Source organism: Chromohalobacter sp. 48-RD10 (assembly GCF_029889785.1).
Lineage (GTDB): Bacteria > Pseudomonadota > Gammaproteobacteria > Pseudomonadales > Halomonadaceae > Chromohalobacter.
In genome coordinates this window covers 59556-80387 of the sequence record NZ_JARANX010000009.1, presented here as the reverse complement: position 1 = coordinate 80387, position 20832 = coordinate 59556, and the positions used below count along the sequence as shown (strand labels likewise).

General features: G+C 57.7%; 17 protein-coding genes. 6 read left to right on the top strand and 11 right to left on the bottom strand.

The window, feature by feature from the left end:
* The first annotated feature begins 41 nt into the window (after positions 1–41).
* From OP496_RS11315 to tkt, 4 genes are all read left to right on the top strand, one after another.
* Complete coding sequence (locus OP496_RS11315) at positions 42–1007, top strand: substrate-binding domain-containing protein (protein ID WP_280563739.1); 966 nt, start codon at positions 42–44, stop codon at positions 1005–1007.
* A gap of 49 nt (positions 1008–1056) precedes the next feature.
* Entirely contained in the window at positions 1057–2148 is a 1092-nt protein-coding gene (locus tag OP496_RS11310; protein WP_280563738.1) for an alcohol dehydrogenase catalytic domain-containing protein, read from the top strand.
* 83 nt (positions 2149–2231) lie between these two features.
* Entirely contained in the window at positions 2232–3041 is an 810-nt protein-coding gene (locus OP496_RS11305; protein ID WP_280563737.1) for a DeoR/GlpR family DNA-binding transcription regulator, read from the top strand.
* 436 nt (positions 3042–3477) lie between these two features.
* A complete protein-coding gene (tkt, locus tag OP496_RS11300) occupies positions 3478–5481 on the top strand; it encodes a transketolase (protein ID WP_280563736.1) in 2004 nt (667 codons plus the stop codon).
* A 281-nt stretch (positions 5482–5762) separates the two neighbouring features.
* Here tkt and OP496_RS11295 read toward each other — a convergent pair whose 3' ends face one another.
* The 5 genes from OP496_RS11295 to rpiB form a co-directional block, all read right to left on the bottom strand.
* Positions 5763–6743, bottom strand: a complete 981-nt coding sequence (locus OP496_RS11295; protein WP_280563735.1) for a substrate-binding domain-containing protein — start codon at positions 6741–6743, stop codon at positions 5763–5765.
* Positions 6744–6870: 127 nt separating this feature from the next.
* Entirely contained in the window at positions 6871–7830 is a 960-nt protein-coding gene (locus OP496_RS11290; RefSeq protein ID WP_280563734.1) for an ABC transporter permease, read from the bottom strand.
* The gene (locus tag OP496_RS11285; RefSeq protein ID WP_280563733.1) at positions 7820–9325 is read right to left on the bottom strand and encodes a sugar ABC transporter ATP-binding protein; all 1506 of its coding nucleotides are present in this window, start codon (positions 9323–9325) and stop codon (positions 7820–7822) included. Before OP496_RS11285 ends, OP496_RS11290 begins: the two co-directional genes overlap by 11 nt.
* Before the next feature lie 110 nt (positions 9326–9435).
* Positions 9436–10407, bottom strand: coding sequence for a substrate-binding domain-containing protein (locus OP496_RS11280; protein WP_280563732.1), 972 nt, complete (start codon positions 10405–10407; stop codon positions 9436–9438).
* Positions 10408–10767: 360 nt separating this feature from the next.
* Positions 10768–11226 (bottom strand): ribose 5-phosphate isomerase B, encoded by a 459-nt coding sequence (gene rpiB / locus OP496_RS11275; protein ID WP_280563731.1) that lies wholly within the window; start codon positions 11224–11226, stop codon positions 10768–10770.
* 406 nt (positions 11227–11632) lie between these two features.
* Between rpiB and OP496_RS11270 the strand changes: the two genes are divergently transcribed.
* Positions 11633–13363: a dihydroxyacetone kinase family protein gene (locus OP496_RS11270; protein ID WP_280563730.1), complete on the top strand. Its 1731-nt coding sequence runs from the start codon at positions 11633–11635 to the stop codon at positions 13361–13363.
* 19 nt (positions 13364–13382) lie between these two features.
* Positions 13383–14153 (top strand): triose-phosphate isomerase, encoded by a 771-nt coding sequence (locus OP496_RS11265; RefSeq protein WP_280563729.1) that lies wholly within the window; start codon positions 13383–13385, stop codon positions 14151–14153.
* Positions 14154–14474: 321 nt separating this feature from the next.
* Here the strand turns inward: OP496_RS11265 and OP496_RS11260 are convergent, their stop codons facing one another.
* The 6 genes from OP496_RS11260 to nrdH form a co-directional block, all read right to left on the bottom strand.
* Entirely contained in the window at positions 14475–15530 is a 1056-nt protein-coding gene (locus tag OP496_RS11260; protein WP_280563728.1) for an aldo/keto reductase, read from the bottom strand.
* Positions 15531–15592: 62 nt separating this feature from the next.
* Positions 15593–16591, bottom strand: a complete 999-nt coding sequence (locus OP496_RS11255) for an aldo/keto reductase (protein WP_280563727.1) — start codon at positions 16589–16591, stop codon at positions 15593–15595.
* 211 nt (positions 16592–16802) lie between these two features.
* On the bottom strand, positions 16803–17783 hold the full coding sequence (gene nrdF, locus OP496_RS11250) for a class 1b ribonucleoside-diphosphate reductase subunit beta (RefSeq protein WP_280563726.1): 981 nt from the start codon (positions 17781–17783) through the stop codon (positions 16803–16805).
* 84 nt (positions 17784–17867) lie between these two features.
* A complete protein-coding gene (nrdE, locus tag OP496_RS11245; protein ID WP_280563725.1) occupies positions 17868–20042 on the bottom strand; it encodes a class 1b ribonucleoside-diphosphate reductase subunit alpha in 2175 nt (724 codons plus the stop codon).
* On the bottom strand, positions 20032–20436 hold the full coding sequence (nrdI, locus tag OP496_RS11240; protein ID WP_280563724.1) for a class Ib ribonucleoside-diphosphate reductase assembly flavoprotein NrdI: 405 nt from the start codon (positions 20434–20436) through the stop codon (positions 20032–20034). The genes nrdE and nrdI overlap by 11 nt, the downstream gene beginning before the upstream one ends.
* Positions 20437–20450: 14 nt before the next feature.
* Positions 20451–20675, bottom strand: coding sequence for a glutaredoxin-like protein NrdH (gene nrdH / locus OP496_RS11235; RefSeq protein WP_280563723.1), 225 nt, complete (start codon positions 20673–20675; stop codon positions 20451–20453).
* Positions 20676–20832: the final 157 nt, after the last annotated feature.

Genomic DNA, 20832 nt, shown 5'->3' with positions numbered 1-20832 from the left:
ACCTCCAATAAAAACCCGCCTCCCCACAGGAGCTCGCCGTCATGCCCAACGCCATACTTCGCAACGTCTTGTGCGCGCTGCCATTCGTTCTCGGCACGATCTCCATCGCCGCCACGACCACCACGGCGAATGCCGACGATGCCCAGAGCGAATATCGTTTCGTCGTGGTTCCCAAGGTCGTTCACCCCTGGTTCGACCAGCTCAACGAAGGTGCTCAGGAAGCCGCCCGGGAAATCCAACGCCTGACCGGCGCCGAGGTGACGGTTCAATACACTGCTCCGCAGAGTGCCAGCGTCGCCGAACAGAATCAGATCCTGGAGCGCGCTATCGCCACGCGTCCCGATGCCATCATCACCGACCTGCTCGACCCCACCGGCAATCGCACCGTGGTGCGCGAAGCCTTGGATCAGGAAATCCCCGTCTCGGTCATCGACGACAAGGGGATCGAGGATATGCACTTGCCCGTCGTCGGCAGCGACTACTGCACCCAGGCAAAGGTCGCGGCAGAACGCCTGGTCGAGCTTCTAGATCAGAAAGGCAACGTGGCGATCATGATGGGCGTACCGACCGCCTCCAACCATGCGCAGCGTGCCGAGTGCAGTCGGACGGTATTCGATCGCTACCCCGACATCGAGGTGGTCGCCACCGGCGTCGACAACGACAGCATCTCCACGGCTCAGAACCAGGCCGCTGCGATCATGCAGTCCCATCCCGACCTGGACGGCTGGGTGCCCTCCAACGCCGCCGGCCCCATCGGCATCGGTCAGGCGGTCAAGGAAGCCGGCAAGGTAGGTCAGGTCAAGATCGTCGGCATCGACGACCTCAACCAGACCTTGAGTCTGATCCAGGAAGGCGTGATCGACTCCACCTCCGCTCTGCGACCGAGAATGATGGGCTACTGGTTCATCATCAGCGCTTGGCAGCGTGCCAACGGCGCGGAGGTGCCCGAGTACATCGATACCGGGCACGTATCCATCGACCAGAACAACGTCGAAGACTACCTGTGAATCAGCAACCTGCTTGCGACCTTCTCATATGCCAGCTCAGGAGCCCATCATGACACTTCCCGAAAGCATGCAAGCAGTGGTCTGTCGTGGCCCCGGCGACTATCGCCGGGAGCGCATACAGACGCCTCAACCCGGCCCGAGCGAACTGATTCTCAAGATCCAGGCCTGCGGCATCTGTTCGAGCGATCTGAAGTGCCGCGATGGCGCCGCCATGTACTGGGGCGACGGAGATCGCTTCCCGCCTTTCGTCAAGCCGCCGATGATCGTCGGCCATGAATTCGCCGGTGAAGTGGTCGCGATGGGCGAAGGCGCAAAAGCGCACTTCGGGGTTGCGCTGGGTGACCGCGTAGTGCCGGAACAGATCCTGCCCTGTCGACAGTGCTTTTATTGTCAGCGCGGTCATTACTGGATGTGCGAGGTGCACAACATCTTCGGCTTTCAAGGCGGCGTCGCCGAAGGTGGCATGGCGGAGTATCTACGCGTGCCAGCCAATGCCGTGTTGCATTCGGTCGATCCACGCTTGAGCGTCGAGGACGCCGCCTTCCTCGAGCCGCTAGCCTGCGGCATCCATGCCGTCAATCGAGCCGACATCCAGTTCGACGATACCGTAGTAATCGCTGGCGGCGGGCCGATCGGCCTGGCGATGGTCCAGCTAGCCAAGCTCAAGACGCCCAAACAGTTGATTCTGGTCGACACTCATGACGACCGCCTGGCGCTGGCCCGCGACTACGGCGCCGATCACGGCTTCACCCCGCATCGCGACGACATTGCTAAGAAGATAAGGGCGCTCACCGGTGGCTACGGCTGTGAGGTCTATATTGACGCCACCGGCTCCTCGAGTGGCGTGACCCAAGGCCTGGAAGCCCTACGCAAGCTTGGCCGTTTCGTCGAGTTCAGCGTGTTCAAGGAACCTACCACCGTCGACTGGTCGACCATCAGCGACCGCAAGGAGCTGGATATTCGCGGCTCGCATCTTTCACCGCACACTTATCCGGTGGCGATCAATCTGTTGGCTCGAGGCTTGGTGACGGCGCATGGCATCGTCACGCACCAAGTTCCGCTGACCGATTTCGAGCGCGGCTTCGAAATCGCCGCCCAGCGTGATTCGATCAAGGTCGTGCTGATCACCGACGATACCTAACACATCCAACTCTCCAGAATCAGCAGGCTGAGGTAAGCTGTGCCGGCTCTATTGTCAGCGTCTGCGTTCGCCACGGGAGAAACATGAGCTCGCTCAATACCACCACGCCCCGTACCAAGGCTCACATCAAGGGCGCACCGGCACGTCACCAGGCGATGCTGGATTACCTTATTCAAGCCGGCTCGGCGCAGGTCGACGAGCTGGCCGAGCGGTTCGGCGTCAGCCGCATGACGGTACATCGAGACCTCGACTCGCTTTCCGAACAGGGCATGGTCAACAAGCAGCACGGAGGCGTCACCACTCGCTCCTCCAGCGTGTTCGAAAGCAACTTCGCGCTACGCTCGCACATCGCGACCCGGGAGAAGCAGGCACTGGCCCGAGCAGCACTGGAAGAGATCGCGCCTGGCGAAGCGGTGATGCTCGACGATTCCACCACCGTCAGCGAGCTGGCCTCACTGCTGCCCAACCGCGAGCCGCTGACCGTGATCACCAATGGGCTGGAAAGCATGGATCGGCTCAAGGCCGCCAGCGGTATCAAGCTGATTACTCTCGGCGGGGATTACCAGCCTCGCTTCAACGCCACCTTCGGCTTGCTATGCGAGCAGACGCTCGTCAATCTACGCGCCAATATCGCGATACTTTCGGCCTCCGCGATCCTCGGGACAACGACCTACGTTCAGGACCCGGCCGTGACCCAGATCAAACGCGTCCAGATGGCAGCGGCCGAGCGGCGCATCCTGCTGATCCACAGCGCCAAATTTGGCCATAGCGCATTGCATCGACTGGCCGATCTCTCAGAATTCGACCTGGTGCTGATCGATGCTGGGCTTTCCGCCGAGCATCGCGCCGCATTGGATGAGGCAGACGTCGTTTATCGATTGGTCAAGGCTTAACCGTTCATCGTCAACAATCCTCGGTGCTCGTAACGCCGCATTCCTTCACGAGGCGGTAATACGCTGGCCACACGCATGGCAGGATTCGTCGATGGGCACTCTATCAGTCAATGGCCACCGGACGACATTATGCAACACCACCGGTCGAGAAGATGGATTAAACGACGCACGACATCGCTGCCCCGGACGCGCCGGGCAGGGTACAAAAGTCCACACACAGAATGACTAGCTGCCTAGCGATTGGCCCTCGGCGGCATTTGATGCTACGTGGTTTCTCGGCGACAATATCGAACCGAATCCCGGGGCCCGCACAGCCGGCGCCCCGCGCTCGATATCGGCGGCGTAGGAAAGAGTAAGGAGAAGCCGAAAACGCGCTCACATACCGGCGCTCTTTCCTACGCCGCTTTACCCGATGCCGCAGGCGAGGAGCTAGCCAATGCCGTCCCGTTTCGAAATGGCCAATGCCATTCGTGCCCTATCCATGGATGCCGTCCAGAAGGCCAGTTCCGGCCACCCCGGCGCGCCCATGGGCATGGCCGATATCGCGCAGGTGCTGTGGAATGAATACCTCACGCACAACCCCGCCAACCCGCACTGGGCCAACCGTGATCGCTTCATGCTCTCCAATGGTCATGGCTCGATGTTGCACTATTCGCTTTTACACCTGACGGGGTACGGCATCTCGCTGGAAGACCTGCAGAACTTCCGCCAGTTGCACTCGAAAACCGCCGGACATCCGGAATTCGGCTACGCACCGGGCATCGAGACCACCACGGGCCCCTTGGGTCAGGGCCTAGCCAATGCCGTGGGCATGGCCATCGCAGAGCGCACTCTGGCCGCGCAATTCAATCGCCCCGGCCATGCGATCGTCGATCACTACACTTATGTCTTCGTCGGCGATGGCTGCCTGATGGAAGGCGTCTCGCACGAAGTCTCTTCGCTGGCGGGCACCCAGGGGCTGGGCAAACTGATCGCCTTCTACGATGCCAACGGTATTTCCATCGACGGTGAAGTCGAAGGCTGGTTTACCGACGATACCGCCAAGCGTTTCGAGGCATACGGCTGGCACGTGGTGCCCAACGTCGATGGTCACGACCCCGAGGCGGTCAAGGCAGCCATCGAGCTGGCCCGCACCAACGACGACAAGCCCAGCATGATCATCTGCAAGACGATCATCGGCTTCGGCGCGCCCAATAAGCAGGGCAAGGAAGAAAGTCACGGCGCGGCACTCGGCGAGGACGAAGTCGCCGCCGCCCGCGAGCAGCTCGGCTGGCCGCATCCTCCGTTCCACGTGCCGGAAGACATCTATCAATCCTGGGACTCCACCCAACGCGGTCGCGAGGCCGAAGCCAACTGGGACGAGCGTTTCGCGCGCTATCAAGCCGCCCATCCAGAAGAGGCCCGCGAGCTCGAACGTCGCCTCAAGGGCGAACTACCGGCCGCGTTGACCAGCGAGAAGCTCATCGAGGATGCCCAGGAAAAAGGCGAAAGCCTCGCCTCGCGCAAGGCCTCGCTGGCATGCCTCAACGAACTCGGCCCGCAGCTACCCGAGCTACTGGGCGGCAGCGCCGATTTGGCGCCGTCCAACCTGACCTTCTGGAAGGGCGCCCAGACCATCACGCAGTCCGAGGCCAACGGCAACTACCTGCATTACGGCGTGCGTGAGTTCGGCATGGCCGCGATCATGAACGGTATCGCCCTGCATGGCGGCTTCGTACCCTATGGCGCTACCTTCCTGATCTTCATGGAATACATGCGCAACGCCGTGCGCATGGCAGCGCTGATGGGCCAGCAAGTCATCCACGTCTTCACCCATGATTCCATCGGGTTGGGCGAAGACGGTCCGACGCACCAGCCGATCGAGCAGCTCACTACGCTACGCTCGACGCCCAACCTCTCCACCTGGCGCCCCTGCGACGCCGTGGAAACCGCCGTGGCCTGGGACGCGGCGCTCAAGCGTCAGGCCGGCCCCTCAGCCCTGGTATTCTCGCGCCAGAGCTTGCCCCACCAGAACCGGGATAAACAGCAGCTGGCCAATATCGAGCGCGGTGGCTACGTCCTCAAGGACTGTGACGGGACACCGGAACTGCTTCTCATCGCCACCGGCTCCGAAGTCGGCCTGGCGATGGATGCCGCCAGTGAGCTGGAAAGCGCAGGCAAACGCGTGCGCGTGGTCTCCATGCCCTCCACCGATACCTTCGACGCCCAGGACGCCGACTATCGTGATTCGGTTCTGCCGCGTGGTGTCACCGCGCGCCTGGCCATCGAAGCCGCGCATCGCGACTTCTGGTTCAAGTACGTGGGCCTCGACGGCGGCATCGTCGGCATGACCACCTACGGCGAATCCGCACCCACCGGCGATCTGTTCAAGCACTTCGGCTTCACCGTCGACAACGTCGTCGCCGAAGCCGAGCAACTGCTCGACGACGCTGCGGTCTGAGTCTGCTCGACCCCTCAGCCGTTTAGAGCACAAAAGGCACGGCCAATCGACCGTGCCTATTTCCTGCTATCTTTTACATTGCTGCACGAAGAAACATGATGATGGGAGACTGCTCAGCGGCACACGTAAAACAATGCGCAGCTACTACATGGCCACTGTCCTCAAGGCAGGGGAAACCTCCACCGAAGGTGATGGCACTCTTCGGCGAAGGCGCGCCCAAGCTCGTAAGCGTCTCGGCATTCTTGCCGATGCTGGCTAGAACTGATTTTCCTGCCCACAACTCACTGCAAGTCGTCAAGCTTATTCCGAGTGATCAGATCGACACCGGTATCCATGTAGTCGGGAGGCTTGATCCCCAGTGACTGCTGCCACAGGGCCTGTATGGTCCAATACCCTTGTGCTTCGGGCCGATTGGCAACGGATGAGTCGGCAACCCCCTCTTCGATCAACTGTAGCATCTCCGGGAGCTTTTCCAGACCAACTAGCTTGACCTCACCAACCTTGCCGGCTTCCTTGATCGCTTGAGCTACACCAATGGGGCCGGAAGCTTCCGACACGACCCAGCCATCAAGCTCTGGGTGCGACTGCATTAGAGCGGCAGCCTGCTGCTGAGCTTTGGCAATACTGTCATCATTGATCGCGGTGCCTACAACCTGGATATCGGGGTGCTGCGCAAACACCTCTTTATGGCAGCGCACGCGGATAGCGTGGTTCGGCGCTGTCGGCGTACCCATCATGATGGCCACCTGGCCTTTCTCGCCAAGTTTCTCAACTAGCCGCCGAGCGGCAATTTTGGCCTGCTCACAAAAATCATTGCCGACGCTACTGACCTCCAACCCCTCCGGTGCGGGCGCATCAAAAATGACGACATTGATGCCCTGATCGAGCGCCTCCTGAAGAATGGCCCGGTTGGCATTAGCGTCCAAAGGATCTACGGCAATGCCGTCCGGCCGGGTCGCTATAGCCTGTTCAAGAATCTGATTTTGGACCGCCACCTGGGATTGCTGCGGTGCACTGTATTCAATTTCCACATCAGCACCACTTTGCGCCTTAATCATCTCCGCCGCTTGCTGGGCCCCCTCATTAACGCTATCAAACCAAGGCGCTACAGCCTTGGGTACAATCACAAAGCGGTAATTATCCTTACCCATAAAAGAAGAAGATAGCGGCTGCTCATTGGCATGAGCCTGCTTCGCCAGCATCGGCATTATCAACACGGCGACAACAAGTAATGCCAAACACAGCCAGTAAACACGCGTCACATCAAATCGAAATTAGTTATTATTAAACATGCACCCCCTTATTCTTGTCACTCTAACTTATTCTCGTTATCGAGCCTTCCTTTAAACAGGGCCAGCTCCTTGGCCCAAGATTGACCAATTAATGGAACTAATCTCGCTTGAAGTAGCGCCGCGAGATCGAGTCAAGTGCGATAGCGACAACCACGATGGCACCAGTAACCATCGCTTGCCAGTAAGGCGACACCCCAATCAGTACGATGATGTTTTTGATTACACCAATGATCGCCGCACCAAAGATCGCCCCCAGTGGTGTACCAATACCGCCAGTCGTAGGCACGCCACCAATGACCGCGGCAGCAATTGGGCCCAGTACCCAAGAGTCACCGATAGAGGGCTGCGCCGACCCCAGCCTGGCTACCATCAACATACCAGCCAACGCCGCCAAGAAACCGGCGAAAGCGAACACACCAACGCGCACTCTATCGGTATGAATGCCCAGCATCTGTGCCGCGGAAAGATTACTACCTACCGCGTACATATAGCGCCCAAAAGGTGTTTTCAAGGTAATGAAGCAAGCCAACGCCAAGAACACCAACATGACCCAGAACGGCACCGGCATACCTAACCAAGTTCCACTACCCATAAAACCAATGTCGGCAGGGATCCCTGTAATCGCAACCCCTTTAGTGATAACTAAGTTCAGCCCCCCATAAACACCCGCCATGCCGATAGTAAGCACCAACGATGGCAAGCGAAAAAGCGTGACCAGCAAGCCATTTATCACCCCGAAAAGGGTTCCTATCACCAGGCAGAGTCCAAAAGATAGCCACGGATTAATCCCCATGTTGACCATCATGATCCCACCGATAACACCACAGAAACCACCAATAGCTCCTAAGGAAAGATCCAACTCACCAAGGATCATCAACATCGACTGTCCAATGGTAATAAGACCAATAAACGCTAGTGTTCTAGCGATAATAACCAAGTTATAACTATTGAGAAAATTCTCTGACAAAATCGATGCGGATACTAGTATAATCACCAGAACACTGATCACCCCACTGAGAGGGTTGCTGACCATGAATCCCATTAATTTACGCAGCATTCCCATCTCCTCCGTGGCCATGAATGGCACCAACTAAGTCGGCGCCAGTAGCGCTCTCAATGTGAAAATTACCACTAATGTGCCCTTCATACATTGTTATAATTCGATTGGCGCAGCGCTGGAGCTCATCCATCTCCGACGATACTAGAATGATACCGACGCCACGTTCGGCAAGCTTTTTCATCAACCTATAAATCTCCATCTTGGTACGCAGGTCGATTCCCTTGGTAGGCTCATCAAAAATGAGAACTTTGGGATTGCACGCCATGGCCCGGCCAATAATCGCCTTCTGCTGATTCCCTCCAGATAAAAAATTAATATCCTTATTGAGTGTCGGCGTCTTGATATCATAATCACGAACAATCTCGCCGACCCGCCCACATTCTTTACGAGAAACAATGAAACCTCTTCCTGCAGTTTCGCCAAACAGTGCCATACCGATGTTTCGGCGCACGCTCTGCCCAGGAAAAATTCCGTGATACTTTCTTTCCTCGGAAAGATAAAATAATCCATTGCGAACCGATTTACTTGTATTACCGAGACGCCATTCCTGGCCTTCAAATCGTAACGTACCAGCACGAGCGGGAAGGAATCCGAACAACGTCTGCATGACTTCGGAGCGGCCGGCCCCCACTAATCCAGCAAACCCCAGGATCTCGCCGCGTTGCAGTTGAAACGAAACGTCCTCGAAACTCTTACCGCTTAACCCGGCCACCTCGAGCAAAATCTCCTGAGCATTATCACTCTCATCCGGCTGCAGCTGGGCATCGGTCTTAATTTCCTGACCGGACATCAGCTTGACCAATTGCTTATCATCCAGTTGTGAGACGGGTTGGGTATCAATTTTCTGTCCATTACGAAGCACACTGATGGTGTCACTGATCGCAAACATCTCATCGAATTTATGCGAAATGAACACTACCCCACAACCTCCCGCCACCACGTCGCGCACTACGCGGAATACCCGCTCGACTTCGGTTTCCGTCAGTGATGAAGTCGGCTCATCGAGTATCAAAATTTTCATCGATTCGTTGGTACAGGCTCGCGCAATCTGCAGAAGCTGCTGGTCGGAAATCGAGATGTTGCCCACCTTATCGCCAGGCTGGGCAGCGATATTGAAACGCTCTATCCAGGATTGTGCTTCCCGCTCCAACTGGCGGCGCCGAAAGACCATGCCGCCATGGTGCGAGCGGGAAAAAGGCATGAATAGGTTCTCGGCCACTGTCAGATTAGTGAAGAGGTTGATTTCCTGAGGCACATAGGCCACGGTTTTATACAGATGCGAATGTTCAGCAGCATCCTCGCCGTCAATTATCAATCTTCCTGACGTTGGATGCTCAGTACCGGTCAGGATCTTTACCAGTGTTGACTTACCCGCCCCATTCTCCCCGGCCAGTGTATGCACCTTGCCCATCTCGACTTCGAGCTCGATATCATCCAGCGCCGTCACGCCAGGAAAGGTCTTGCCTACGTGGTCTACATACAAATAAGCCATCAGATCCCCCTTACCACTTCAGCTCGGACGCCACCTCGGGGGAGCGCCCGAACTCGACTCAGGCCTGTCATGGATCATCAACAGACGTGACAGAACAACAGCAACACCCCTTACTGCTTGTTGTACGAGTCGACATTATCCGGCGTGATCATCACATTACCGGTATCGATATGATTAGGTGTGACGGCGCCGGTGGAGTGCTGCCACATATTCATTACCGCCCAATATCCCTGCATGTTGGGACGTGATGCTGAGGAGGAATCCGCTACGCCTTCCTTGATAAGTTCCAGCATCTGGCTGAGATCATCGAGGCCAACTAGCTTGACCTTGTCTGTCTTGCCAGCTTCTTTGATTGCCTGACCGATACCAATTGGACCAGCAGCATCAGAGGCTACCCAGCCATCAAGCTCAGGATTCGCCTGCATAATCGCAGAGGCCTGTTGCTGCGCCGTGCTGATGTCGTCATTGTCGACCCCCGTTGCCACGACCTCGATACCCTCTGCAGTATCGAATACTTCCTGTGCACAACGCGCACGTTCGGCATGGTTGGGAGCCGTGGGGACACCCATCATAATCGCCACCTGGCCCTCTCCATCGAGCAGTTCCACCAAACGATTGGCTGCCATATTGGCCTGCTCACAGAAGTCACTACCCACGGTCGTCAGGTGCATGCCGTCCGGATTACTAGAGTCGAACAATGTGATCGGGATTCCCTGGCTCTTGGCATCACGCAGCACACTACGGTTGCCGTTAGGATCCAGCAGGTCCACGATCAGGCCATCTGGACGCGTGGCAATAGCACGTTCGATGATCTGATTCTGCTCGGAGACACTGGCGCTTTGGGGGGCAGAATACTGAATTTCGACCTCAGCACCGGTTTGGGCTTCAATAGCGGCCGCTGCCTGCTGAGCGCCATTATTGACCTTATCGAACCATGGATGGACCACTTTGGGCACAACCACGAAACGGTAGCTATCGGCAGTTTTGGTTCCCGGGCTATCGGCCGCCTGAGCTGTAGTAGCAAGCGTTACGGAAGTCAGCACACTTAACGCCAACACCATACCGGCTTTGGTGATTCTCATGGCACCTCTCCTGACTTGATTATGATTCTGAGTAATTGGAGGCCTGCAGCATCAGGCTTCTTAAATGGCGCTTCCTCTAATAGGCACCTAGGGTGCTTATAACATATGAAATCTGACTGATCATATGTATAGCGCATTTAGCCTTAATTAAAGGTCACAAAAGACAATGACGCAATCTAGACTTTAGTGGACGTGCTGCCAACTCACTAACATACATGGATAAATTCACAATTCAGGCCCTACCTTGTTAGCAACAAGCGAAATTCACTTGCACTCATATGATCATAATACGAAACATATGATCATCACTGACCAACCTGATCTTGCACTTCAACAGGCTTAGCGCGCCGAAGATAGAACTTAGCTACCATCGCGCTCATATGCTGCGATGCGATCAACCTTCGCCTGAGAGCTTCCACCCGAAAATTCACTGGACAGGAAGGTCTCAGCAATCATTTTGGCCAACTCAAGCCCAATGACACGAGCCCCCATAGTGACGATTTGCGCATCGTTACTCTTACGCGCACGCTCCGCAGAATAGGTGTCATGCGCCTGCGCCGCGCGAATACCCGGCACCTTGTTGGCGGAAACCGCCACTCCTATCCCGGTACCGCATATCAGTACACCGCGATCAACCCGACCCTCAGAGACCGCCTGCGCCACCTCAATGGCCACATCGGGATACAGCACCGGCTTGGCGTCATGAGTGCCGAAATCTTCAACGTCGTACCCCAATGACTCGATGTGCGCGACCAGTACCTGCTTCATGTTATAGGCGGCTTCATCACACCCGAGAGCAACTTTCCACTTCTCAGCCATATTCATCTCTCATTGCTAACTTCGATATTGATACCCGGCACCACCGGGCCGCGGTAACCCATATCAGCATCCTAGACCGAAAATGCTCATATGAACAACAATGTTGCACATGATCAAAAACACCGGGAAGAGCGCATAAAGAAATTTCGTAAGCAGGGGTGTAAGCGCAGACATACACGCTAAAACCGCTGACCACACTCAACAAAATCCCCAAAGACACCACCAAAGTCGCATATCTATGGCCTTTTCCATCGCTATGATGGGCCTTAACACAATGCAAAATCATATGAACAACATCAGATCAAATCTTCAAAACGAATTATCTTGATGGAAAATCCAATTTCACGGATAGCACCCTCCGCCGAAAGAGGCCTTCCAGCTAAGTCATCAACCGGGAGCGTCGGTCATGACACGTCTGCATAACGACCCTGTGGAATTCGTCGATGAAGCCATCGAAGGTTTCGTCGCTGCACATGCGCAACACGTCTGCCAGGTTTCAGGCGGTGTCATACGCAACACGCGTAGCGAAAAGGGAACTGTCGCCGTAGTTATCGGTGGCGGTTCTGGTCACTATCCGGCCTTTGCCGGCCTTGTCGGGCAGGGGCTGGCCCACGGTGCAGTGATGGGCAACCTGTTTGCATCACCTTCTGCCCAACAGATCTATAACGTCTGCAAAGCAGCCAATAATGGTGGTGGTGTACTGCTAAGTTTCGGCAACTATGCAGGGGATGTGCTGCACTTCGGCCAGGCCCGCGAGCGCCTGCTTCGTGAGGGGATTCACTGTGAGATTGTGGCGGTCACTGACGACATCTCCAGTGCCAGCCTAGACGAGTTACAGAAGCGACGCGGCATTGCCGGTGACTTGACAGTATTTAAGACCGCCGCCGCTGCCGCAGAACAAGGCTACTCGCTGGAAGAAGTTGTCCGAGTCACTCGTGCCGCCAATTTGCGCACCCGCTCAATGGGCGTAGCCTTCGATGGCTGCACCCTTCCGGGAGCTAACGACGCGCTGTTCCATGTCCCTGAGGGCAGAATGGCCGTCGGCATGGGCATTCATGGCGAGCCGGGTATCAGCGAACAGGAAGTACCCCGTGCAGACGAACTTGCGGAGTTACTGGTCTCTCGCCTGCTCAAGGAAGTCCCTGACGTCATCGTCAGTGCTAACGGCTCAAGGGCAGCTGTCCTGCTGAACGGGCTGGGCGCAATCAAATATGAAGAGCTATTTGTTGTCTACCGTCGCGTGAATCAGCTCCTCAAAGAAGCAGGCATCGAAATTGTCGAGCCAGAGGTTGGCGAACTGGTCACCAGTCTGGATATGGCCGGCACATCGTTGACCCTATTCTGGCTCGACGATGAGCTTGAGCGCTTATGGCGGGCGCCTGCAGATAGCCCGGCCTACCGTAAGGGCAACTCGAAACCGGTCGCCCAGATCGATAGATCTAAGCTCGACACACCAGTTGATGACACCACCCCTCCGGCCAGCGAGGCTTCTAGCGAAGCCGCCCATTGCATCAACAAAGCTCTGAGCACCATTCGCCAACTCATCGATGACAATGTCGATGAGCTCGGACGTCTGGATGCCATTGCCGGTGATGGAGATCACGGTATCGGCATGCAACGCGGCGCCGTGGCAGCATCAGAGGCCGCCAACAAGGCACTCAGCAGCAATGCCGGCGCCGGTACCTTGTTAAATCTTGCCGCGAAGGCCTGGGCTGACCGCGCAGGCGGTACGTCCGGAGCAATCTGGGGCGTCATACTTAACGCCTTGAGCGTTACTATCGGCGACCAAGACAAGCCAACAGCTGACCATTACGCTCGCGCACTTATCAAAGCCAAAGAAGATGCCATGAGCTTTGGCAAAGCCAAGGCTGGTGACAAGACACTGGTCGATGCACTAATCCCTTTCAGTCAAACGCTTGAGCAGCAAGTCAGCAGCGGTGATGATTTGGCAAACGCCTGGGACAAAGCCTCTGCGGCAGCCACCGAAGCGGCCGAGGCAACAGCAGACATGATCCCTCAGATTGGGCGCGCCCGCCCGCTTGCCGAGAAGAGCCTCGGGACACCTGATCCAGGCGCCAAGTCTTTCGCCATGATCGTGAGTGCCGTTAAAGATATAATTCAAAGCCACCAACGTTAGTCACCATATAGAGGCATTCATGCAACGCTCTACCATTACGCTGGGCATCAGTTTCAAGATGTACTTTGGTTATGCTCAGACGCTAACATGGTGCCGCGAGATTGCCGCTTCACTGGAAAAACATCCGGCTGTGCTCGATGGCCGGGTATCGTTGTTTGTACTGCCCAGCTTCCCCGCAATAGCGCCGGTACTCAATATTTTTAACGACAGCCCAGTCGGCGTTGGCGGCCAAAACCTGTACCCATCAGCCTACGGCGCCTATACAGGTGAAGTGAGTGGCGCCATGCTAGCTGAAATGGGATGCCGCTATGTAGAGATCGGACATGCCGAGCGCATGCGACTCTTCGGAGAAGATGCCGAAACCGTGGCCACCAAGATACAGGTGGCGTTGGCACACCAACTGATACCGGTCCTCTGCATCGGTGAAGCTAAACGTGGCTCGCCAGAAGCGGCAATCGCGAATTGTCGTGCACAGATCGACAGTGCACTATCATTGGCCACGCCGGAACAATGCCAACAGCCGATCATCATCGCCTATGAGCCTCACTGGGCAATTGGCGCTTCAGAACCAGCATCACTTGAGCACATTGCTGCGGTCTGTCAGGGGCTACGCGAGCATATGAACTCACACCCCGCAACCAGCATCATCTATGGCGGCAGTGCCGGCCCAAACTTATTGACCAAGCTAGCAGGGCAGGCTGATGGGTTATTCCTGGGACGCTTTGCTCACGATCCGGCCGCGTATAACACCATCGTTAATGAGGCCTCGATACTTGTCACCTCGTGCTGAAGGCCTACTCCCTCAGTCCAGTATCAATGGTGTTGCGCACGCCATGGCTAAAAAACGCAATGTAGGATTAGCGTGCTGAATGATCATTGACCTGAGTCGCCTCATCCAGCGGAATGGTGCAGGAGTTGATCACACTGGTGGCCAAGGGTATCGGTGACGCCCGTACACAGCCCCCAAGATTCCCACCGTCTTGGTATCTTCACTGGTAATCGCCACCACGCATCAGGCCTTTAATGTCCGTCGCATGACGTACACGCCCGGCAAGCATGGCTTGCCGGGCGTTTTCGTCTGGGCCGTATGTCCACGGCGCCTCAGTCCAGGTCAGTCGTCGAGATACTGACCATGCAGCACACGGTCGGCATGGCCCAAGCGATTGGCCGCCGTATTGTGCTGGTGCCAGTAGGGATAGAGCAGCGCCGGACGGCTGACTTTCTCGATGGCGGCGATCTCGTCGGGCTTGAGCGTGAGCTCGGCGCTCGCCAGGTTGTCCTTGAGCTGCTCATCCTTGCGCGCGCCAATCACCGCGGTGGACACGCCGGGGCGGTTCAGCGTCCAGGCCAGCGCTACCTGGGCGGCGGAGACGCCGTGGCCGTCGGCGACTTCTACCAGCGTATCGATCAAGTCGAAGAGTCTGTCCTCGTCATGGATCGGCGGCTCGGTCCAGCCTTGACTGAAACGCGTGCCGTCGGGGTTGTGCTGGCCACGGCGATACTTGCCGGAAAGCAGGCCCCCGGCGAGCGGGCTCCAGACCATGGTGCCCAGCCCCTGATCGACGGCCGCCGGCATCAGCTCGAACTCGGCATCGCGGGCCTGAGCGGTGTAATGGATCTGCTGGCAGATCGGCTTGATGAAGTTGTGCCGCTCGCAGATCTTGAGCGCCTTCATGACGTGCCAGGCGGACCAGTTGGATACGCCGTAGTAGCGGATCTTGCCGGCGCGTACCAGTTGATCCATCGTCTCCAGCGTTTCTTCCAGAGGCGTAAGACCATCCCACTGGTGCATCAGATAGAGATCCAGATGGTCGGTCTGCAGCCGTTTCAGGCTGGCCTCACACTGACGCAGGATATGAAAACGCGACAGGCCGTCGTCGTTGGGGCCCTCGCCCATCGGGAAACGTACCTTGCTGGCGATCAGTATATCGTCACGCTTGGCCTTGATCGCTTCGCCGAGGATCTCTTCCGAACGACCCTCGGAATACATGTTGGCGGTGTCGAAGAAGTTGACGCCACGCTCGATGGCCATATCGATCTGGCGCTGGGCGTCGCTCAGCCCGGTGTCGCCGACGCTGGCCATCTTGCCGACACCGCCGAAGGTCATGGTGCCTAACGTCAGTGGCGAGATGCGCAGGCCAGAATGGCCGAGATGACGATATTCCATGTTGGCTCTCCTGATTGATGACGAAATGACAGCCGCCCGCTGGACGGCCGCCGGAGCGACTATCACTCCTCCCGTGCGGGAGGTGCCATGAACTCGGGGCCTACGGGGTCCGTGACATGCTCGTCGATGATGGCGTCGATGTCGCGCAGGTCGCTGGATGTCAGCGACCAGTTGCCAAGCGCATCCAGCGGTGTCACCTGATCCGGGCGCCTTGCACCCCAAAGGGCAATGGCATTGGGATGGGAATCGAGCACCCAGCGCACCGCCAAGGCCAATACTGGCTTGTCGTGGTGCTCACGAGCGAGTTGCGTCAACGCCTCGACTGCCGCGAGATACTGCGCGAAGCGAGGCGATTGGAACTTGGGGTCGGATTGGCGCAGATCGTCGCCGGTGAAGGCCGAATCGGCGTGCATCTTGCCCGTCAGCAAGCCGCGACACAGCGCGCCATAGGCCAGAAAGACCAACCCTTCGCGCTGCGAATAGGGAATGATGTCGCGCTCGGCATCGCGCTCGAACAGATTGAGCGGTGGCTGCACACTGTGCAACGGCGCCACCTGACGAAAGGCATCGAACTGCTCGGGACTGAAGTTGCTGACACCGATGGCGCGAATCTTGCCGGCACGGTATAGACGCTGCATGGCGTCGGCGGTTTCCTCCATCGGTACCCGTGGATCCGGCCAATGGACCTGGTACAGATCGATCGCCTCGGTGCGCAGGCGCCGCAGCGAGTCTTCCACTTCCTTCTCGATGCGTGCCGCGGAGGCATTGCGCACCACGCCGTCACTGCCTTCCTGCCACTCCAGCGCCGTCTTGGTGGCGAGCACCACCTTGTCGCGCTGCCCGTACTCGGCCAGCGCCCGACCGACGACCTCCTCGGAATGCCCAAACCCGTAGGCCGGCGCTGTATCGATCAGCGTAATGCCGCGATCCAGCGCGGCATGAATGGTACGCACCGCATTGGCGTCGTCGGCGCCGCCCCATTTCCAACCACCGATTGCCCAAGTGCCGAGCCCCACGCGTGACGGCGTGAGGTCGGTCCCCGGTATCGTGATGCTTTCCATGCTGCTCTCCTTTGCCTGTCAGCGGCAGCGTGCCGCCTTCCGGAACGCTATCCAGCGTGGTCGCCGACCGCAACTTTGACAAGATTTACGAGAGGAGAAAGCGGAGGATATGCGCCCCCGGGCGCCACGACACGAGCCGATGTCGGGCACCCAGGAGAGGCTGAACAATCAAAGCGACGGAGGACGCTGATCAGGACGTAATGAGACCGACTCAGAACGCCCAGTCTTCGTCCTCGGTACGCTCCGAACGCCCGATGACGTAGGAAGAGCCGGAGCCGGAGAAGAAGTCGTGGTTCTCCTCGGCCCCTGGTGAGAGCGCCGCCAGGATCGCGGGATTGACCGACTCGGTGGCGCCGGGGAACAGCGGCTCGTAGCCCAGGTTCATCAACGCCTTGTTGGCGTTGTAATGCAAGAACGCCTTGACCTCTTCGGTGAGTCCCACGTCGTCGTAGAGCGATTCGGTGTACTGCACCTCGTTGTCGTAGAGCTCGAGCAGCAGATCGAAGGTGGCGTCCTTGATCTCTTGCTGGCGCTCGGCGCTCTCCTTGGCCAGCGCCTGCTGGAACTTGTAACCGATGTAGTAGCCGTGGACCGCTTCGTCGCGAATGATCAGACGAATCAGGTCGGCAGTGTTGGTCAGCTTGCCGCGACTGGCCCAGTACATCGGCAGATAGAAACCGGAGTAGAACAAGAACGACTCGAGGAAGACGCTGGCGACCTTGCGCATCAGAGGATCGTCCATACGGTAACGGTTGAGAATCAACTCGGCCTTGTTCTGTAGATGCGGATTCTCTTCACTCCAGCGGTAGGCATCGTCGACATCACGCGTCGCGCATAGCGTCGAGAAGATCGAGCTGTAGGAGCGCGCATGTACCGACTCCATGAAGCTGATGTTGGTGAACACCGCCTCCTCATGGGGCGTCACGGCGTCCTCGATCAGCACCGGCGCGCCGATGGTGCCCTGAATGGTGTCGAGCAGCGTGAGCCCGGTAAAGACGCGAATGGTCAGCGTCTGTTCCTGCTCGGTCAGTGAGTTCCACGCGCTTACGTCGTTGGACAACGGCACCTTCTCGGGCAGCCAGAAGTTGGCGGTCAGCCGGTTCCAGACCTCGAGGTCCTTGTCGTCCTGGAGGCGGTTCCAGTTGATGGCATCGACACGCGTCAGATGACGCGGTGCGGCGGTAGCGGTCATGACGGTTCTCTCAGTTCCGGCGGTGCGCGGGCACTGTCACCAACGCACCGGTAATCTCGATGGAGTGGTCGCGTAGGCGACAGCTTACAGGGTGCAGGACACGCAACCCTCGACTTCCGTGCCTTCCAGCGCGGCCTGACGCAGACGCACGTAATAAAGCGTCTTGATGCCCTGACGCCAGGCGTAGATCTGCGCCCGATTGATATCGCGCGTGGTCGCGGTATCGCGGAAGAACAACGTCAGCGACAAGCCCTGATCGACGTGCTGCGTGGCCTCGGCATAGGTGTCGATGATCTTCTCAGGACCGATCTCGTAGGCGTCCTGGTAGTATTCCTGGTTGTCGTCGTTGAGATACGGCGCCGGGTAATAGACGCGCCCCAGCTTGCCTTCCTTGCGGATCTCGATCTTCGACACCACCGGGTGAATGCTCGACGTCGAATGGTTGATATAGGAAATCGAACCGGTCGGCGGCACCGCCTGGAGGTTGCGGTTGAAGAGCCCATGCGCCATGACCGACGCCTTGAGCTCGCGCCAATCGTCCTGGGTCGGCACATGGATGCCGGCCTTGTCGAACAACTCGCGGACACGCGCGGTACGCGGCCCCCACGCCTGCTCGGTATACTTGTCGAAGTACACACCGCTGGCATAGTCCGAATCCGCGAAACCGGCGAACGCCACGCCGCGCTCGATAGCCAGCTGGTTGGAAGCGCGCAGCGCATGATAGGTCACGGTGTAGAAGTAGAGATTGGTGAAATCCAAACCTTCTTCACTGCCGTAATGAATATGCTCGCGGGCCAAGTAACCGTGCAGGTTCATCTGCCCCAGGCCGATGGCATGCGAATGCTTGTTGGCCTCGGCAATCGACGGCACCGAGCGGATATCGCTCATCTCGGAGACCGCCGTCAGCCCGCGAATCGCGGTTTCGACCGTGGCCCCGAAGTCCGAAGAGTCCATGGTCCTGGCGATATTCAGCGAGCCAAGATTGCAGGAAATATCCTCGCCGATACGCTCATAGCCCAGATCCGCATCGTAATCGGACGGCGTGTTGACCTGCAGGATCTCCGAGCACAGGTTGCTCATGTTGATGCGGCCGGCAATCGGGTTGGCGCGATTCACCGTGTCCTCGAACATTACATACGGATAGCCCGACTCGAACTGGACCTCCGCCAACGTCTGGAACAGCTCGCGCGCGTTGATCTTGGTCTTGTGAATACGCGCATCGTCGACCATCTCGTCGTATTTCTCGGTGACGCTAATGTCGCCGAACGGCTTGCCGTAGACGTTCTCGACATCGTAGGGCGAGAACAGATACATCTGCTCGTTGCGCCTGGCCAGATCGAAGGTGATGTCGGGAATCACCACGCCCAGCGACAGCGTCTTGATGCGAATCTTCTCGTCGGCGTTTTCGCGCTTGGTATCGAGGAAACGCAGGATATCCGGGTGATGCGCGTTGAGATACACCGCGCCGGCGCCCTGGCGCGCGCCCAGCTGGTTAGCGTAGGAGAACGCATCTTCGAGCATTTTCATGATCGGAATGATGCCCGAGGACTGGTTCTCGATATGCTTGATCGGTGCACCCGCCTCGCGGATGTTACTGAGCAGAAACGCCACACCGCCGCCACGCTTGGAAAGCTGCAGCGCCGAATTGATGGAGCGCCCAATGGACTCCATGTTGTCCTCGATGCGCAGCAGGAAGCACGAGACCAGCTCGCCGCGCTGTTTCTTGCCGCAGTTGAGAAACGTCGGTGTGGCCGGCTGGAAGCGTCCGTGGATGATTTCATCCATCAGCTGCCGAGCCACCGTCTCGTCACCCTGCGCCAAGGTCAGCGCGACCATGCACACACGGTCCTCGAAGCGCTCCAGGTAGCGTCGCCCGTCGAACGTCTTGAGCGTATAACTGGTGTAATACTTGAACGCGCCGAGAAAGCTTTGAAAGCGGAACTTCACGGCATAGGCGCGCTCGAAAAGCGACTTGATGAAGGCGAAGTCGTACTGATCAAGCACCTCCTTCTCGTAATAGCCCTTCGTCACCAGATACTCGAGTTTTTCTTCCAGCGAATGGAAGAAAACCGTGTTCTGGTTGACGTGCTGCAGGAAGTACTGACGCGACGCTTCGCGGTCCGCCTGCAGTTGCAGACGCCCCTCGTTATCGTAGAGGTTGAGCATCGCGTTGAGGGCGTGATAATCCAGCGTCTGCGTCGCACGGCTCAGCTCGACGGAGGACGTATTCTCGGTAGTTTCCACGGTATCATCCAGCATCTGTCATCTCCGCCGCCAGGCAACTATTCACCTTGGCGACATCCTCGGGCATTCCCATCAATTCGAAGCGGTGCAGCAACGGCACCTGGCACTTGTGCGCGACCACGCGACCGGCTAGGCCGAAGGCGGCACCGAAGTTGGTATTGCCAGCGGCCACCACGCCTTCGATCAGGGCCCGGTTGTGGGGGTCGTTCAAGAACCGGATCACCGGTCCCGGTACTGCCGTGCGTGGATCGCCATCGCCGTATGTCGGCAAGATCAGGATATAGGGACGCTCCACGCGCAGCAGGACATCGTTACGGCTACGCGGGATAGCCTGCGCCGGCACGTCGAGCTTTTCGACGAAGCGCCGCGTGTTGCCCGATTGCGTGGAAAAGTACACTACATCGCGCATTCTGCCCCCTCCTCTCAGGCGAGTTGGCGAATCAGCTCGGGACGAAAACCTGACCAATGCTGCGATTCCGCCGCCACGACCACCGGCAACTGGCGATAGCCCAGCGATTCGACGGTTCGTACTGCCTCGGGATCCTTGCTGATATCCACCACCGTATAGTCGAGCCCCTGCTTATCGAGGGCGCGATAGGTGGCGTGGCACTGCATGCAATCCGGCTTGCTGTAAATCTTGATGCCCATGAGAATGATAGTCCTTTGTTTTCGCAAAGAAGCGAGGTAAGACGAAAAATAATCGATCGAGGATGACGCGATGCCGCACCAGGCACCGCATCTCAATACACCACATATGGTAGTACAAACTCAGGGGCGCGCATAGATATTGACGATTTCATGGAAA

Excerpts from the sequence above, each read along its gene's own strand:
- OP496_RS11290 (WP_280563734.1), bottom strand. The coding sequence starts at position 7,830 with ATGCTGCGTAAATTAATGGGATTCATGGTCAGCAACCCTCTCAGTGGG.
- nrdI (WP_280563724.1), bottom strand. The coding sequence starts at position 20,436 with ATGCGCGATGTAGTGTACTTTTCCACGCAATCGGGCAACACGCGGCGC.
- nrdE (WP_280563725.1), bottom strand. The coding sequence starts at position 20,042 with ATGCTGGATGATACCGTGGAAACTACCGAGAATACGTCCTCCGTCGAG.
- OP496_RS11285 (WP_280563733.1), bottom strand. The coding sequence starts at position 9,325 with ATGGCTTATTTGTATGTAGACCACGTAGGCAAGACCTTTCCTGGCGTG.
- tkt (WP_280563736.1), top strand. The coding sequence starts at position 3,478 with ATGCCGTCCCGTTTCGAAATGGCCAATGCCATTCGTGCCCTATCCATG.
- nrdH (WP_280563723.1), bottom strand. The coding sequence starts at position 20,675 with ATGGGCATCAAGATTTACAGCAAGCCGGATTGCATGCAGTGCCACGCC.
- nrdF (WP_280563726.1), bottom strand. The coding sequence starts at position 17,783 with ATGACCGCTACCGCCGCACCGCGTCATCTGACGCGTGTCGATGCCATC.
- OP496_RS11310 (WP_280563738.1), top strand. The coding sequence starts at position 1,057 with ATGACACTTCCCGAAAGCATGCAAGCAGTGGTCTGTCGTGGCCCCGGC.
- OP496_RS11260 (WP_280563728.1), bottom strand. The coding sequence starts at position 15,530 with ATGGAATATCGTCATCTCGGCCATTCTGGCCTGCGCATCTCGCCACTG.
- OP496_RS11280 (WP_280563732.1), bottom strand. The coding sequence starts at position 10,407 with ATGAGAATCACCAAAGCCGGTATGGTGTTGGCGTTAAGTGTGCTGACT.
- rpiB (WP_280563731.1), bottom strand. The coding sequence starts at position 11,226 with ATGGCTGAGAAGTGGAAAGTTGCTCTCGGGTGTGATGAAGCCGCCTAT.
- OP496_RS11305 (WP_280563737.1), top strand. The coding sequence starts at position 2,232 with ATGAGCTCGCTCAATACCACCACGCCCCGTACCAAGGCTCACATCAAG.
- OP496_RS11315 (WP_280563739.1), top strand. The coding sequence starts at position 42 with ATGCCCAACGCCATACTTCGCAACGTCTTGTGCGCGCTGCCATTCGTT.
- OP496_RS11265 (WP_280563729.1), top strand. The coding sequence starts at position 13,383 with ATGCAACGCTCTACCATTACGCTGGGCATCAGTTTCAAGATGTACTTT.
- OP496_RS11270 (WP_280563730.1), top strand. The coding sequence starts at position 11,633 with ATGACACGTCTGCATAACGACCCTGTGGAATTCGTCGATGAAGCCATC.
- OP496_RS11255 (WP_280563727.1), bottom strand. The coding sequence starts at position 16,591 with ATGGAAAGCATCACGATACCGGGGACCGACCTCACGCCGTCACGCGTG.